Raw genomic sequence first — 15257 nt, 5'->3', positions numbered from 1 at the left:
AGGTGCAGCGGTTAGTCCGCCCTACGCTTTATCCGCCAGCTCACGCATTCTTTGCAGCACCGCATTCAGGCCGTTGCTGCGCGACGGCGACAGGTGGCGGGCCAGGCCCAGCTGAGTGAACCAGTCTGCAATATCTACAGTCGCCAGCTCTGCCGCCGACAAACCGTTGACCCGTGCCAGCAGCAGTGCCAGCAGGCCGCGGATCAGTCGCGCATCGCTGCTGGCGCGGAACTGCCAATGGCCATCCTGCACCGTGCCGATCAGCCAGACCTGGCTTTCACAGCCGGGCACGCGGTATTCGTCATTGCGCTGATGGTCGTCCAGTGCTTGCAATTGCTCGCCCCAGCTCATCAGTAAACGCGCCCGCTGTTCCCAACTGCCGGGCTGGGTAAAGGCCTGCAAGGCCTGTTCGGCGGCGGCCGGCAGGCTCACTGCAACAGCTCCAGGGCTTGGTCGAGGGCAACGAAGAAACGCTCTAGATCGCCGCCATCGTTATACAGACCGAGCGACACGCGAATCGCGCCGGGCAGACCGAGGCTTTTCAGCAGTGGCATGGCGCAGTGGTGGCCGGCGCGCACGGCTATCCCTTGTTCGGTGAGCAGATGCGCCAGATCGGTGCTGTGCACGCCCTCGACCACGAAGCTGGCCAGGGCCGCTTGTGGCTCGCCGAGCAGGCGCACGCCGTCACGGGCAGCCAGGCCCGCCAACAGTTCGGCGTGCAGCGCCGCCTCGTGGCGGGCGATTGCACTCGCATCCAGGCCGCCCAGGTAGTCGAGGGTGGCGCCGAGGCCGATCACCCCGGCAATCGCCGGCGTACCGGCTTCGAAGCCAAGGGGCGCCGGGCGGAACTTGGCGGAGGGATAGTCGGCCTGCAGGACCATCTCACCGCCAAATTGCCAGGGCTTGAGCCGCTGCAAGGCCGCGGCACGGCCATAGAGCACGCCGACCCCGTCCGGGCCGTAGAGCTTGTGGCTGGACAGCACATAGAAGTCGCAGCCCAGGGCCTGCAGGTCATGGCGGCCGTGCACCACACCTTGGGCGCCGTCCACCACCGTCAGCGCGCCTTGGGCGGTGGCCAGGGCCAGCAGTGGATTCAGGGGTTGCCAGCCGCCGAGCACGTTCGACAGTTGGCTGACGGCGAGCAGGCGGGTGCGCGGGCCGATCAGCTGCCGGGCGGCTTGCAGGTCGATCAGCCCGTTTGGGTGCAGGGGTAATACCCGCAACTTAAGGTCGCGGCGCAGCGCCAGCTGTTGCCAGGGCAGCAGATTGGCGTGGTGCTCCAGGGCGCTGATGACGATCTCGTCGTCAGGCTGGAACTGCTCCTCCAGCCCATAGGCCAGCAGGTTCAAGGCTTCGGTGGCGCCGCGGGTGAAGATGATCTCGTTCGGGCCGGCGGCATTCAGCCAGTGGGCGACTTTAGTGCGGCTTGCCTCGAAGGCGCGGGTCGCGCGCTCGCCGGGCAGATGCTGGGCACGGTGCACATTGGCGGCGCCCTGGGCGTAGTAGCCGAGCAGGGCGTCGAGCAGCGCCTGCGGCTTTTGCGCCGTGGCTGCGCTGTCCAGATAGGTCTGGCCTTCGGCTTCCAGGGCGGCGAGCGCCGGAAAATCGGCGCGCCAGGGGGAGGTAAGCGGCATGTGGATTCCCATGTGGGGCGGTCTCGCCGCGCAGCGGCGGCCCGCCATGGCCGGCCGAAGCCGGCCCACGCCAAGAGGATCAGTTGTGTGCGTGCAGCGCTGCGTTCAGCTCGATGGCCGATTTGTGCGTCTTGCACTCGACGGCGCCGGTCTGCGAGTTGCGGCGGAACAGCAGGTCGGGCTGACCGGCCAGTTCGCGGGCCTTGAGCACTTTCACCAGTTGGTTCTTATCGTCCAGCAGCGCCACCTTGGTGCCGGCGGTGATGTACAGGCCGGACTCGACGGTGTTGCGGTCACCCAGGGGGATGCCGATGCCGGCATTGGCGCCGATCAGGCAGCCTTCGCCGACCGCGATGACGATATTGCCGCCGCCGGACAGGGTGCCCATGGTCGAGCAGCCGCCGCCCAGGTCTGAGCCCTTGCCGACGAACACGCCAGAGGAGACGCGCCCTTCGATCATGCCCGGGCCGGCAGTACCGGCGTTGAAGTTGATAAAGCCCTCGTGCATCACGGTGGTGCCTTCGCCGACGTAGGCGCCCAGGCGAATGCGCGCGCTGTCGGCCAGGCGGACGCCGGCCGGCACCACGTAGTCGGTCATTTTCGGGAACTTGTCCACCGAGAAGACCTCCAGCAGCTCGCCTTTCAGGCGGGCCTCGAGCTGGCGCTCGGCCAGTTCGGCCAGGTCGACGGCGCCCTGGCTGGTCCAGGCCACATTCGGCAGCAATGGGAAGATCCCGGCGAGGTTCAGGCCATGGGGCTTGACCAGGCGATGCGAGAGCAGGTGCAGCTTGAGGTAAGCCTCGGGGGTGGAGGTCAGCGCCGCGTCCTCGGCGAGCAGGGTGGCGACCAGCGGCCGGTGACTCTCGGCCAGGCGGATCAGCAGCGCGGCCTGGGCCGAATCGACGTGCTTCAACAGATCGGCCAGCTCGATGGCTTGGTTGGTGTTGAAGCCGATCGCCTGGTTGCCGCCGCTGTAGCCGAGTTTCTCGGTGACCTTGGCCACCAGTTCGGCGGACGGGTTGAGCAGCGGCTGGGCGTAGAACACCTCGAGCCAGTTGCCTTGACGGTTCTGGGTGCCGACGCCGAAGGCCAAGCTGAATAGTGTCGTGGTCATGGTTTTTTTCCTTGTAGCGAATGCGGTGATAGCGCGGGCTTAGGCCTGCGCGGCGGAATACAGTTCCGGCTTGAAGCCGAGCAGGGTCTTGTCGCCGAGGTCGAGCACCGGGCGTTTGATCATCGACGGCTGGGCGACCATCAACTCGATGGCTTTGCTTTGGTCGAGGTCGGTTTTCTGCGCGTCACTCAGCTTGCGAAAGGTCGTGCCGGCACGGTTCAGCACGCTCTCCCAGCCATGTTCGGCGCACCACTTATTCAGGCTGCCACGGTCGATGCCGAGGCTCTTGTAGTCGTGGAAGGCATAGCCGACACCTTGCTCGTCGAGCCAGGTACGGGCTTTTTTCATCGTATCGCAGGCTTTGATGCCGTACAGCGTGATGCTCATGTTCAGAGACCTTCAACAAAAGTGCGGATGCGTTTGGCGGCTTCGACGCATTCCGCCAGCGGCGCTACCAGGGCCATGCGCACGCGGCCGGCACCTGGATTGAAGCCATCGACTTCGCGCGACAGGTAGGAACCGGGCACTACGGTCACGTGCTCGCGGGCGAACAGCTCGCGGGTGAACTCGGCATCGTCCATGGGCGTTTTCGCCCACAGGTAGAAGCCGCCATCCGGGCGTTGCACGTCCAGCACCGGGCCGAGGATATCCAGCACGGCGTCATACTTCTCGCGGTACAGGTCGCGGTTGGCGCGCACATGGGCTTCGTCGTTCCAGGCGGCGACGCTGGCCAGCTGAGTTTGCACCGGCATGGCGCAGCCGTGGTAGGTACGGTACAGCAGGAAAGATTGCAGAATGTCGGCGTCGCCGGCGACAAAGCCCGAGCGCAGGCCCGGCAGGTTGGAGCGCTTGGACAGGCTGTGAAAGACCACGCAACGGGCAAAATCGCTGCGGCCCAGCGCCGCGCAGGCGCTCAGCAGGCCGGCGGGCGGATTCTGTTCGTCGAAGTACAACTCGCTGTAACACTCGTCGGCGGCGATCACGAAGTCGTACTGGTCGGCCAGCTGGATCAGCTTCTTCAGGGTTTCCAGCGGAATCAGCGCGCCGGTGGGGTTGCCCGGCGAGCAGAGGAACAGGATCTGGCAGCGTTGCCAGATCTCGGCGGGCACGGCGTCGAAATCCGGGTTGAAGCCGTTCTCGCTCAGGCACGGCAGGTAGTGCGGCTGCGCACCGGCGAGCAACGCGGCACCTTCATAGATCTGATAGAAGGGGTTGGGGCTGACCACCAAGGCGTCGTCGCGGCGCTGCACCAGGGTCTGGGTGAAGGCGAACAGCGCTTCACGGGTGCCGTTGACCGGCAGCACATGCCGCGCTGCATCCAGCCAGCCGGCCGGCAGGTCGAAGCGCCGGGTGCACCAGCGGGCGATGGCTTCACGCAAGGCCGGGATGCCCAGGGTGGTCGGGTAGACCGCCAGTTGTTCGAGGTTGCTGGCCAGCGCTTCGGCGACGAAGGCCGGCGAGCGGTGCTTCGGCTCGCCGATCGACAGGGCGATCGGTGACTTGCTGGCCGGCGGTTGGGCGCCGGCCAGCAGGGCGCGGAGTTTCTCGAAGGGGTAGGGCTGCAGTTGCTTCAGTGCGTCATTCATGGTGTCGGGCGTCAATAAGCGCAGCGCAGTGCGCCGCCGGTGGATCAAGTTCGGTGCAAGGCGGCCGCTGGCCTGATCGCACCCTAGGGTTGGAGCTAGATGCTGATACGTGACAATTCGATCTTCTGGCCCTCGGCGTCGGACAGCTGCTCGATGATCGCCGCCTGCAGGCGGGCACACAGGTCTGGGTCCGACAGGGGGTGATTGTGCGCGTCGGTGACGAAGAACACGTCCTCTACGCGCTCGCCGAGCGTGGCGATCTTGGCATTTTGCAGCGACAGACCGAAGTCCAGGAAGATCTTGCCGATCCGCGCCAGCAGGCCGGGGCGGTCGGGGGCGATCAGCTCGAGCACCGTCACCGGGCGCTGCGCATCGTTGGAGATGGTCACCTGCGGGGCAAAGGCGAAGTGCTTGAGCTGGCGCGGTACACGGCGCTGGATGATGGTCGGGTAGTCATCCGGGTTCTTCAGTGCATCGACCAGGCCCTGGCGAATCTCCTTGATCCGCGCCGGGTTGTCGCCAATCGAGCCGCCATCCGCGTCCAGCACTATATAGGTGTCGAGGGTGAACTGGCTGGTGGAGGTGATCACCCGCGCATCGTGAATGTTCAGGTTGAGCTGATCCATGGCCGCTACGGTCACGGCGAAGAAGTCGTGCTGGTCCGGCGCGTAAATGAAGATCTGCGTGCCGCCCTCGAATTCACGCTGGGTGGTTTCCTGGATCAGCACCAGCGGGTCGTGGCTCGTGCTGTGCTGCAAGATCGCCTCGGTATGCCAGGCGACATCACCGGCGGTGTGGCGCAGGAAGTAGTCATCGCCGAGCTGCGACCAGAGCTGTTCGGCATCGTCCGGATCTGTGCCGCTACGCACCAGGATGTCCAGTGCGGCGCTTTGCGTCTGGCGGATCTGCTCTTCGCGGTCGACCGGGTGTTCCAGGCCGCGGCGCAGGGCGCGCTTGGTCTCGGTATACAGCTGGCGCAGCAGGCTGGCGCGCCAGGAGTTCCACAGGCTGGGGTTGGTGGCGTTGATGTCGGCCACGGTCAGCACGTAGAGGTAATCCAGGCGCGTCTGGTCGCCGACCAGCTGGGCGAAGTCGTGGATCACCTGTGGGTCGGACAGGTCCTTGCGTTGGGCGGTGGTCGACATCACCAGGTGGTGCTGCACCAGCCAGACGATCAGCCGGCTATCCCAGACCGGTAGTTGATGGCGCAGGCAGAAGGCTTCCGCATCCACCGCCCCCAGTTCCGAATGGTCGCCGCCACGACCCTTGCCGATGTCGTGGTAGAGGCCGGCCAGGTAGATCAGCTCCGGTTTTGGCAGTCGGCCCATGAGCTTGCTGGCCAGCGGAAACTTCTCCGAGATCGGTGTGTATTGCAGTTTGCGCAGATGCTTGATCAGGTTCAGGGTGTGCGCATCGACCGTATAGATATGGAACAGGTCGTGCTGCATCTGCCCGATAATGTCGCCGAACTCGGGCAAATAACGGCCGAGGATGCCGTAGCGGTTCATCCGCCGCAGGTTGCGGTGAATGCCGATCTCGCACTTGAACAGCTCGATAAACAGGCTGGTATTGCGAATGTCGTTGCGAAACTCGGCGTCGATCAGGTGCCGATGGTCGCGCAGCAGGCGGATGGTGTCGGCGCGTACCCCCTTGATCTCCGGGTGTTGCGCCATCAGCACGAAGATTTCCAGCAGCGCGAACGGCGTGCGTTTGAAGACCTGCGGATGAGCGACTTCGATATAGCCGTCGCGCAGTTGGAAGCGGCTATTCAAGGGTTGTGCCTGACCGGTTGTGCCGGTGCGCAGGATCACCTCTTCGAAGTGCTGGACGATCAGCTCGCTCAGTTCGGCGATGCTCATCACCACGCGGTAGTACTTCTGCATGAAACGTTCGATGGCGAGCTTGCTGTTGCTGTCTTCGAAACCGAGCAGGCCGGCGATGCTGCGCTGGTGATCGAACAGCAGACGGTCTTCGGCGCGGCCGGCCAGCATGTGCAGGGCGTAGCGCACCTTCCAGAGGAACTCCTGGGAGGCGGCGAGCAGGGCGTATTCGCTTTCCAGCAGGAAGCCCTGACCGACCATCGCGTGCAGGTTGAGCGTGCCGAAATGCCGGCGCGCGACCCAGAGGATGGTCTGGATGTCGCGTAGGCCACCGGGCGAGCCTTTGACGTTGGGCTCGAGGTTGTACTCGGTGTCGTTGTATTTGCCGTGGCGGGCGCGCTGCTCTGCACGCTTGGCCAGGAAAAAGTCCTTGCTCGGCCACATCTGGGTGCTGCTGGTGACTTCCAGCATGCGCTGGCGCAGGTGCTCCGGGCCAGCGATGGTGCGGCTTTCCATCAGGTTGGTGATCACCGTCAGGTCGGCGCGGGCTTCTTCGACGCACTCGTCGATCGAGCGCACACTCTGGCCGACTTCCAGGCCGATATCCCAGAGCAGGGTGAGGAAGCGTTCGATCGGCTCGCGAAAGGTCTCGTGATCGGCGCTATCGAGCAGAATCAGCAAGTCGATGTCCGAGTAAGGATGTAGCTCGCCGCGGCCATAGCCGCCGACCGCCAGCAGGGCGATGTCGGCCTCGGTGCTCCAGTCGAAGCGCGCCCAGGCTTCGCGCAGGATCTGGTCGACGCACCAGGCGCGGTCTTCCACCAGGCGACGAATATCCCGGCCGCTCTTGAAGCGAGCGTCGAGCACTTCGTGAACTCGACGGATCGCCTTCTTGAACGCGGCGATTGGGCTGGACTTCAAGGCCAGTTCCGCTTGGAACTGGCCGCGGTCGAACAACTCGGGATCCACCTGCGGCATGCGGCAGCTTTCCTTTAGATAGTGCGAGCGGTCGATCAGGCCGAGGTGCGCGGGATGCTGTCATCCTGGCGCAGGGTGAAGATCTCGTAGCCGGTCGCGGTCACCAAGATGGTGTGTTCCCACTGTGCGGAGAGCTTGCGATCCTTGGTGATGGCGGTCCAACCGTCGCCGAGCAGGCGGGTTTCCGCGCGGCCTTGGTTGATCATCGGCTCGATGGTGAAGGTCATGCCTTCTTTCAGCTCCATGCCGGTGCCGGCGCGTCCGTAGTGCAGGACTTGCGGCTCCTCGTGGAACACCCGGCCGATGCCGTGGCCACAGTATTCGCGGACCACCGAGTAGCCGTTTTTCTCGGCGTGCTTCTGGATTACCTCACCAATATCGCCGAGGCGGGCACCCGGGCGAACCAACTCGATGCCCTTGTACATGCACTCCTGGGTGACGCGGGCGAGCTTCTCGGCCCACTCGCTGACCTTGCCGACCATGAACATCTTGCTGGTGTCGCCGTGGTAGCCATCCTTGATTACGGTGATGTCGATGTTCAACACATCGCCATCCTTCAGCGGCTTCTCATTCGGGATGCCGTGGCAAACCACGTGGTTGATCGAGGTGCAGATCGACTTGGGGAAGCCTTTATAGTTGAGCGGTGCCGGGATGGCCTGCTGCACCTTGACGATGTAGTCGTGGCAGATGCGATCCAGTTCGTCGGTGGTGACGCCAGGTTTGACGTATTCGCCGATCATCTCCAGCACTTCACCGGCCAGGCGGCCGGCAACGCGCATTTTTTCGATTTCCTCGGGCGTCTTGATGGTGACGGTCATGCGAACTCTCTCGTCGGCGCACACAGGCGCAGGGCAAAAATACGGGAAAGCGCGATTCTAGCAGACCGCTACGGGAAACTAAGCACAACTCGGTGATTCCAGCGGTGCGCAGCATATAGCGGAGTCATGTCGGCAGCTGCTGTTCTTGGCCTGCTTTATTAGTGCCGGTAAAGATCGAGCATTCTCGAGTGCTCGTCACTGCGGGTTTCGTTTTGTTGCCTGCTGTGATATAAAATGCGCCGCTTTCCGGGCTCCAGCCTGAAAAGCTTAAACCCACACACGTGTCGACACGATGGCCTGGGTGCCTCTCGGCTAGCGCTGGGGGTTGGTCATTGGGATGCGTGGAGGCCTAACCCGACTTATCAAGGAACTATCATGTCCCAAGTCAATATGCGCGATATGCTGAAGGCCGGTGTGCACTTCGGCCACCAGACCCGTTACTGGAACCCGAAAATGGGCAAGTTCATTTTCGGTGCGCGTAACAAGATCCACATCATCAACCTCGAAAAAACCCTGCCAATGTTCAACGAGGCTCTGTCCTTCGTTGAGAAGCTGGCTTCGGGCAAAAACAAAATCCTGTTCGTCGGCACCAAGCGTTCCGCTGGCAAGATCGTGCGCGAAGAAGCTGCTCGTTGCGGCTCGCCGTTCGTCGATCACCGCTGGTTGGGCGGCATGCTGACCAACTACAAGACCATCCGCCAGTCGATCAAGCGCCTGCGTGAACTGGAAATCCAGTCCCAAGATGGCACTTTCACCAAGCTGACCAAGAAAGAAGCGCTGATGCGCAGCCGTGATCTGGAAAAACTGGATCGCAGCCTGGGTGGTATCAAGGACATGGGCGGCTTGCCTGATGCCCTGTTCGTAATCGACGTCGATCACGAGCGCATTGCAATCACCGAAGCTAACAAGCTCGGCATCCCGGTTATCGGCATCGTCGATACCAACAGCAGCCCGGAAGGTGTGGACTACATCATCCCAGGCAACGATGACGCCATTCGCGCCATTCAGCTGTACATGGGTGCCATGGCTGACGCCGTTGTTCGCGGTCGCAGCAATGCCGCTGGCGGCACCGACGAGTTCGTCGAACAGGCTCCGGCTGCTGAGTCGGCTGAAGGCTGAGTAGAAGGCGTCTAGCGTCACTCGGTACGCAAAAAGGGGGCTAGGCCCCCTTTTTGCCACCTTAGAATTGATCGCCCGGCCTGCCGGGTGGAATGGTTGAAGACCTATCCAAGAGGATTTCGAAAATGGCAGAGATTACTGCGGCGTTGGTTAAAGAACTGCGTGAGCGCACTGGCCAGGGCATGATGGATTGCAAGAAAGCGTTGACTGCCGCTGGCGGCGACATCGAAAAAGCCATCGACGACATGCGTGCTGCTGGTGCTATCAAGGCAGCCAAGAAAGCCGGCAACATCGCTGCTGAGGGCTCGATCGCCGTACGTGTTGCTGAAGACAACAAGCGCGCCGTGATCATCGAAGTCAACTCGCAGACCGACTTCCTGGCTCTTCAAGACGACTTCAAGGCTTTTGTCAGCAGCAGCATCGAAAAAGCCTTCGCCGACAAACTGACCGACGCAGCTCCGCTGATCGCCGCTCAGGAAGAGGCGCGTCTGGCTCTGGTGTCGAAAGTGGGCGAGAACGTCAATATCCGTCGCCTGACCAGCGTCGAGGCTGACGTGGTGGGCTCTTACCTGCACGGCCATCGCATCGGTGTCCTGGTTGCCCTGAAAGGCGGCAGCGTCGAGTTGGCAAAAGATATCGCCATGCACGTTGCGGCGAGCAACCCGCAGTTCCTCGATCCGACTCAGGTTTCCGCAGAAACCGTTGCCAAGGAAAAAGAAATTTTCCTGGCTTTGAACGAGGACAAGATCAAAGGCAAGCCGGCTGAAATCGTTGAGAAGATGGTTGCTGGTCGCATCCAGAAGTTTCTCGCTGAAGCGAGCCTGGTTGGGCAGCCTTTCGTTAAGGACCCGGAAGTCAAGATTGGCGATCTGGCCAAGAAAGCTGGCGCCGAAATCCTGTCCTTCACTCGTTTCGAAGTAGGTGAAGGCATCGATAAGGGCGAAGTCGACTTCGCTGCCGAAGTTGCCGCACAGCTGGCTGCCAGCAAGCAATAAGACGGATTCATATCTGTCGCCCCGAAGAGGCTGCCCGCTCACGCGCGCAGCCTCTTTGTCAAACTAGGGCGACAAATTGCATGTGTTAGCGGTATTGGTGCATTGTCCGGCACCAAATGCCAGGAGTGCTGTCCAAGCGCTCGATCAATGCAGGCTGCATTAGCCTGCTCAGAATTCAAACGCCGCAGGAGAGACACGCATGGCTCAGCAGGTGAGTGGTCGCCAACCTCGCTACAAACGCATTCTGCTCAAACTTAGCGGCGAAGCCCTGATGGGTTCGGAAGACTTCGGTATCGACCCGAAGGTGCTGGATCGCATGGCGTTGGAAGTCGGCCAGTTGGTTGGCATCGGCGTGCAGGTCGGTTTGGTTATCGGTGGTGGTAATCTATTCCGCGGCGCCGCCTTGAGCGCGGCTGGAATGGATCGCGTAACCGGCGACCATATGGGTATGTTGGCGACGGTGATGAACGCCTTGGCCATGCGCGATGCGCTGGAACGCTCGAACATTCCGGCGATCGTCATGTCGGCCATCTCCATGGTCGGGGTGACCGATCACTACGATCGCCGTAAAGGTATCCGTCATCTGAATTCGGGTGATGTGGTGATCTTTGCCGCGGGTACGGGCAATCCTTTCTTCACTACCGACTCGGCAGCCTGCCTGCGCGCCATCGAAATCGATGCTGACGTGGTGTTGAAAGCGACTAAGGTCGATGGCGTTTACACTGCCGATCCCTTTAAAGACCCCCATGCAGAAAAATTCGACCGTTTGACCTACGACGAAGTCTTGGATCGCAAGCTGGGCGTGATGGATCTGACGGCCATCTGTCTGTGCCGCGATCACAAGATGCCGTTGCGGGTCTTCAATATGAATAAGCCGGGCGCCCTGCTGAATATCGTGGTGGGTGGCGCTGAAGGAACCCTGATCGAGGAGGGCGAGCAATGATCAACGAGATCAAGAAAGACGCGCAGGAGCGCATGAAGAAAACCCTGGAATCGCTGGCTCACGCTTTCAGCCGAATTCGTACCGGCAAGGCGCATCCGAGCATTCTGGATGGGGTAATGGTGCCTTATTATGGTGCCGACACACCTCTGAACCAGGTCGCGAACGTGACCGTCAAGGATTCCCAGACCCTGCAAGTGGTGGCTTTCGAGCGCAACATGCTGGCTGCGGTCGATAAGGCTATCCAGAGTTCCGGGCTGGGGTTCAACCCGACGAACCTGGGCGAGCTCCTTCTTATCTCGATGCCTGCCTTGACTGAAGAGACCCGCAAGGGCTTCACCAAACAGGCCCGTGACGCAGCGGAAGATGCCCGTGTGGCTGTGCGTAATATCCGTCGCGATGCGCTGAGTCAGCTCAAGGGGCTGGTCAAAGAGAAAGAAATCAGCGAAGACGAAGAGCGTCGTGCTGCAGATGATATCCAGAAGCTGACGGACAAGTTCGTGGCGGATATCGAAGTGGCTGTGAAGCAGAAAGAAGCGGATCTGATGGCCGTCTGACGGCCAGTATCGTCATGGACAAGAACGCCAAGGCTGGGTTGCCAGCAGTGCCACGTCATGTGGCAATCATCATGGATGGTAATAACCGCTGGGCGAAAAAACGCCTGCTGCCTGGCGTTGCCGGGCATAAAGCCGGCGTCGATGCGGTGCGTGCGGTGATCGAGGTGTGTGCCGAAGCGGGTGTCGAGGTTTTGACTCTGTTCGCCTTCTCCAGTGAGAACTGGGAGCGCCCGGCCGAAGAGGTCGGGGCGCTGATGGAGCTGTTCCTGTCGGCGCTGCGCCGTGAGGCGAAAAAACTGAATCAAAACGCCATCAGTCTGCGCATCATCGGTGACCGCACACGCTTCCATCCCGAGTTGCAAGCGGCGATGCGCGAGGCCGAGGCCTTGACCGCCGGGAATAACCGCTTCGTATTGCAGGTCGCCGCCAACTATGGCGGTCAGTGGGATATTGCGCAGGCTGCGCAACGCTTGGCGCGGGAGGTTCAGGCGGGTCACCTGCAGCCGGAAGATATAACCCCGGGTTTGTTGCAAACCTGCCTGGCAACCGGCGACCTGCCGTTGCCGGATCTGTGCATCCGCACTGGCGGTGAACACCGCATCAGTAATTTCCTGCTCTGGCAACTGGCTTACTCCGAGCTGTACTTCTCCGATCTGTTCTGGCCGGATTTCAAACACGAAGCCATGCGCAAGGCATTGGCTCATTACGCCACCCGCCAGCGTCGCTTCGGTAAGACCAGTGAGCAAGTGGCAGCCGAGGCTCGCGCTCAATGTTGAAACAACGAATCATCACGGCGTTGCTGCTGTTGCCTGTCGCGCTAGGCGGGTTCTTCCTGCTGGATGGTGGAGCCTTTGCTCTGTTTATCGGTGCGGTAGTCGCCTTGGGGGGTTGGGAGTGGGCGCGTCTGGCCGGTTTCGCCACCCAGCCGCTGCGCGTGGCCTATGCCGCAGTGGTGGCTGTGCTGCTCTACCTGCTCTATCTCACGCCGGCACTGGCGCCCTGGGTACTGCTGTTGGCGGTGGCCTGGTGGGCCGTTGCGACCTTGCTGGTGCTCGGTTATCCGGGCAGCAGTCGGTACTGGGGCGGCCTGCCGGGGCGTCTGCTGATCGGTTTGCTGATTCTCCTGCCGGCCTGGCAAGGGCTGGTGTTGCTCAAGCAGTGGCCGCAGGCCAATGCCCTGATCATCGCGGTGATGGTGCTGGTCTGGGGCGCGGATATCGGCGCCTATTTCGCCGGCAAGCGCTTCGGCAAACGCAAACTGGCACCGCAAGTGAGTCCGGGCAAAAGCTGGGAAGGACTGTATGGCGGTCTGCTGGCCAGCCTGCTGATCACCGCGGCGGTCGGTCTGCAGCAAGGCTGGCAGGGCAAGGGCTTCCTGCTGGCACTGGCTGGTGCGGCGCTGGTGGTGTTGGTCTCGGTGGTCGGTGATCTGACCGAGAGCATGTTCAAGCGCCAGTCGGGGATCAAGGACAGCAGCAATCTGTTGCCGGGGCACGGTGGCGTGCTGGATCGTATCGACAGCCTGACCGCGGCCATCCCGATGTTCGCGGTACTGCTCTGGAGTGCGGGTTGGGGGGGGCTGTGAGCCGGCCGCAACAGATCACTGTGCTGGGGGCGACCGGTTCCATCGGTCTCAGCACCCTCGACGTGATCTCCCGGCATCCCGAGCGTTACCGGGTTTTCGCCTTAAGCGGTTTTGCTCGTCTGGCTGAGCTGGAAGCCTTGTGTCTGCTCTATCGTCCGCGTTATGCGGTAGTGCCAGGCGCTGAGGCGGCGCGGCACTTGCAAGGCGGTTTGCTGGCCGCCGGTCTGACTACGCGGGTGCTGGTGGGTGTGGCTGGGCTGTGCGAGGTCGCCGCGCATCCGGAAGTGGATGCGGTGATGGCCGCGATCGTCGGGGCTGCCGGGCTCAAACCAACCTTGGCGGCGGTTGAGGCGGGCAAAAAAGTCTTGCTGGCCAATAAAGAAGCGTTGGTGATGTCCGGCGCTTTATTCATGCAGGCGGTGCGCAAAAGCGGCGCCGTGCTGCTGCCGATCGACAGCGAACACAATGCGATTTTCCAATGCCTGCCGACCGACTATGCCCGTGGGCTCGCTGCGGTCGGTGTACGGCGGATTCTGTTGACCGCGTCGGGGGGGCCGTTCCGTGAAACCCCGTTGGCTGAGTTGGAGCAGGTGTCGCCCGAGCAGGCCTGCGCCCATCCGAACTGGTCGATGGGGCGCAAGATCTCGGTGGACTCGGCGAGCATGATGAACAAAGGCCTGGAACTGATCGAGGCCTGCTGGCTGTTCGACGCCAGGCCCGCCCAGGTGGAGGTGGTGATTCATCCGCAGAGCGTGATTCACTCCCTGGTCGACTATGTCGACGGCTCGGTGCTGGCGCAACTGGGTAATCCGGATATGCGCACGCCAATCAGCCATGCCCTGGCTTGGCCGGAGCGAATTGACTCCGGCGTGGCGCCGCTGAATCTATTCAGTATCGCGCGCCTGGATTTCCTGCCGCCCGACGAACTGCGTTTCCCCTGCCTGCGCCTGGCGCGCCAGGCGGCTGAGGCTGGTGGCACCGCTCCGGCGATGCTGAACGCGGCCAATGAGGTGGCGGTGGCCGCTTTTCTCGAGCGGCGCATTCGTTTCCCTGAAATCGCGAGTATCATCGATGCCGTGCTGAATTTTGAGCCAGCGGCTGTGGTCGAAAGTCTAGATGTCGTGTTGGCGGCAGATTCCAGGGCGCGCGCGCTGGCTGAGCAATGGTTGAATCGCCACGGGCGCTAGTGCGGAGGATGTAGATGAGCACGCTTTATATGGTTTTTGGCCTCGTGGTTGCGCTCGGGGTGCTGGTTACTTTTCACGAGTTCGGCCACTTCTGGGTCGCCCGGCGTTGTGGTGTGAAGGTGTTGCGCTTCTCGGTGGGCTTCGGCACGCCGTTGGTGCGTTGGCATGACCGTCAGGGTACGGAATTCGTTATTGCCGCCATTCCGCTGGGCGGCTACGTCAAGATGCTGGATGAGCGCGAGGGTGATGTGCCCTCCGAGCAGCTGGCTCAGGCTTTCAATCGCAAATCGGTACGCCAGCGGATTGCCATAGTCGCAGCCGGTCCGATCGCTAATTTCCTTCTCGCACTGGTGTTTTTCTGGGTGTTGGCCATGCTCGGCAGCCAACAGGTGCGGCCGCTGATTGGTGCGGTCGAGGCCGGTAGCCTGGCGGCTGAGGCCGGGCTGCTGGCGGGGCAGGAAATCATGGCGGTGGATGGCGAGCCGACCACGGGTTGGGCCGCAGTCAACTTGCAGTTGGTGCGCCGCTTGGGCGAGAGCGGCAAGGTCGATCTGCAGGTGCGCGAGTCTGGCTCCAGTACTGAAAGTTCGCATCAAGTGGTGCTGCGCGATTGGCTCAAGGGGGTTGAGGAGCCTGATCCGATCGCCGCCCTGGGTATTCGGCCCTGGCGTCCGGCAGTGCCGGCAGTGTTGGCTGAGCTGGATCCGCAAGGGCCGGCACAAGCGGCGGGTCTCCAGATAGGCGATCGGCTGCTGGCGCTGGATAACCTAGCCCTGGATGACTGGCAGCAGTTGGTCGACCGGGTGCGGCAGCGTCCAGCCGAGCGGGTGGTTGTGTCGGTTGAGCGGGCCGGGCAGCGCTTTGAAGTGTCGCTGACGCTCGCGGCGCGGGGTGAGGGCAAGGCGCGTACGGGCTACCTGGGGG

At 62.3% G+C, this 15257-nt stretch carries 15 protein-coding genes; 8 read left to right on the top strand and 7 right to left on the bottom strand.

Features of this window, described 5'->3' with window-relative positions; all coding sequences use genetic code 11:
* Nucleotides 1–21 precede the first annotated feature (21 nt).
* The 7 genes from FFS13_RS12590 to map all read right to left on the bottom strand — a co-directional run bounded on the left by FFS13_RS12590 (nt 22) and on the right by map (nt 7950).
* A complete protein-coding gene (locus FFS13_RS12590) occupies nt 22–432 on the bottom strand; it encodes a SufE family protein (RefSeq protein WP_137819438.1) in 411 nt (136 codons plus the stop codon).
* Nucleotides 429–1634 (bottom strand): aminotransferase class V-fold PLP-dependent enzyme, encoded by a 1206-nt coding sequence (locus FFS13_RS12585; protein WP_137819437.1) that lies wholly within the window; start codon nt 1632–1634, stop codon nt 429–431. Before FFS13_RS12585 ends, FFS13_RS12590 begins: the two co-directional genes overlap by 4 nt.
* A gap of 79 nt (nt 1635–1713) precedes the next feature.
* Nucleotides 1714–2748: a 2,3,4,5-tetrahydropyridine-2,6-dicarboxylate N-succinyltransferase gene (gene dapD / locus FFS13_RS12580; RefSeq protein ID WP_137819436.1), complete on the bottom strand. Its 1035-nt coding sequence runs from the start codon at nt 2746–2748 to the stop codon at nt 1714–1716.
* Nucleotides 2749–2787: 39 nt separating this feature from the next.
* On the bottom strand, nt 2788–3135 hold the full coding sequence (locus tag FFS13_RS12575) for an ArsC family reductase (RefSeq protein ID WP_137819435.1): 348 nt from the start codon (nt 3133–3135) through the stop codon (nt 2788–2790).
* 2 nt (nt 3136–3137) lie between these two features.
* Complete coding sequence (gene dapC, locus FFS13_RS12570; protein ID WP_137819434.1) at nt 3138–4334, bottom strand: succinyldiaminopimelate transaminase; 1197 nt, start codon at nt 4332–4334, stop codon at nt 3138–3140.
* A 95-nt stretch (nt 4335–4429) separates the two neighbouring features.
* Nucleotides 4430–7132: a [protein-PII] uridylyltransferase gene (locus tag FFS13_RS12565; RefSeq protein WP_137819433.1), complete on the bottom strand. Its 2703-nt coding sequence runs from the start codon at nt 7130–7132 to the stop codon at nt 4430–4432.
* A gap of 35 nt (nt 7133–7167) precedes the next feature.
* Nucleotides 7168–7950 carry a type I methionyl aminopeptidase gene (map, locus tag FFS13_RS12560; RefSeq protein ID WP_137819432.1) on the bottom strand — a complete coding sequence of 261 codons (783 nt, stop codon included), beginning with the start codon at nt 7948–7950 and terminating at the stop codon, nt 7168–7170.
* A gap of 375 nt (nt 7951–8325) precedes the next feature.
* Between map and rpsB the strand changes: the two genes are divergently transcribed.
* The 8 genes from rpsB to rseP form a co-directional block, all read left to right on the top strand.
* On the top strand, nt 8326–9069 hold the full coding sequence (rpsB, locus tag FFS13_RS12555) for a 30S ribosomal protein S2 (RefSeq protein WP_137819431.1): 744 nt from the start codon (nt 8326–8328) through the stop codon (nt 9067–9069).
* 125 nt (nt 9070–9194) lie between these two features.
* Entirely contained in the window at nt 9195–10064 is an 870-nt protein-coding gene (gene tsf / locus FFS13_RS12550) for a translation elongation factor Ts (protein WP_137819430.1), read from the top strand.
* Between the two features lie 199 nt (nt 10065–10263).
* The gene (gene pyrH, locus FFS13_RS12545; protein ID WP_137819429.1) at nt 10264–11007 is read left to right on the top strand and encodes a UMP kinase; all 744 of its coding nucleotides are present in this window, start codon (nt 10264–10266) and stop codon (nt 11005–11007) included.
* Nucleotides 11004–11561 (top strand): ribosome recycling factor, encoded by a 558-nt coding sequence (frr, locus tag FFS13_RS12540; RefSeq protein WP_119955846.1) that lies wholly within the window; start codon nt 11004–11006, stop codon nt 11559–11561. The genes pyrH and frr overlap by 4 nt, the downstream gene beginning before the upstream one ends.
* A 14-nt stretch (nt 11562–11575) precedes the next feature.
* A complete protein-coding gene (uppS, locus tag FFS13_RS12535) occupies nt 11576–12337 on the top strand; it encodes a polyprenyl diphosphate synthase (protein WP_137819428.1) in 762 nt (253 codons plus the stop codon).
* On the top strand, nt 12331–13146 hold the full coding sequence (locus FFS13_RS12530) for a phosphatidate cytidylyltransferase (RefSeq protein ID WP_137819427.1): 816 nt from the start codon (nt 12331–12333) through the stop codon (nt 13144–13146). The genes uppS and FFS13_RS12530 overlap by 7 nt, the downstream gene beginning before the upstream one ends.
* Entirely contained in the window at nt 13143–14333 is a 1191-nt protein-coding gene (ispC, locus tag FFS13_RS12525; protein WP_137819426.1) for a 1-deoxy-D-xylulose-5-phosphate reductoisomerase, read from the top strand. The genes FFS13_RS12530 and ispC overlap by 4 nt, the downstream gene beginning before the upstream one ends.
* 14 nt (nt 14334–14347) lie before the next feature.
* Nucleotides 14348–15257 (top strand): RIP metalloprotease RseP (gene rseP, locus FFS13_RS12520; protein WP_137819425.1); only part of this gene is annotated, 910 nt, incomplete at its 3' end.

Source organism: Pseudomonas sp. 2FG, from assembly GCF_005502935.1.
GTDB lineage: Bacteria > Pseudomonadota > Gammaproteobacteria > Pseudomonadales > Pseudomonadaceae > Aquipseudomonas.
The sequence above is the reverse complement of the archived record's forward strand: the minus strand, read 5'-3'. Positions and strand labels throughout refer to the sequence as shown.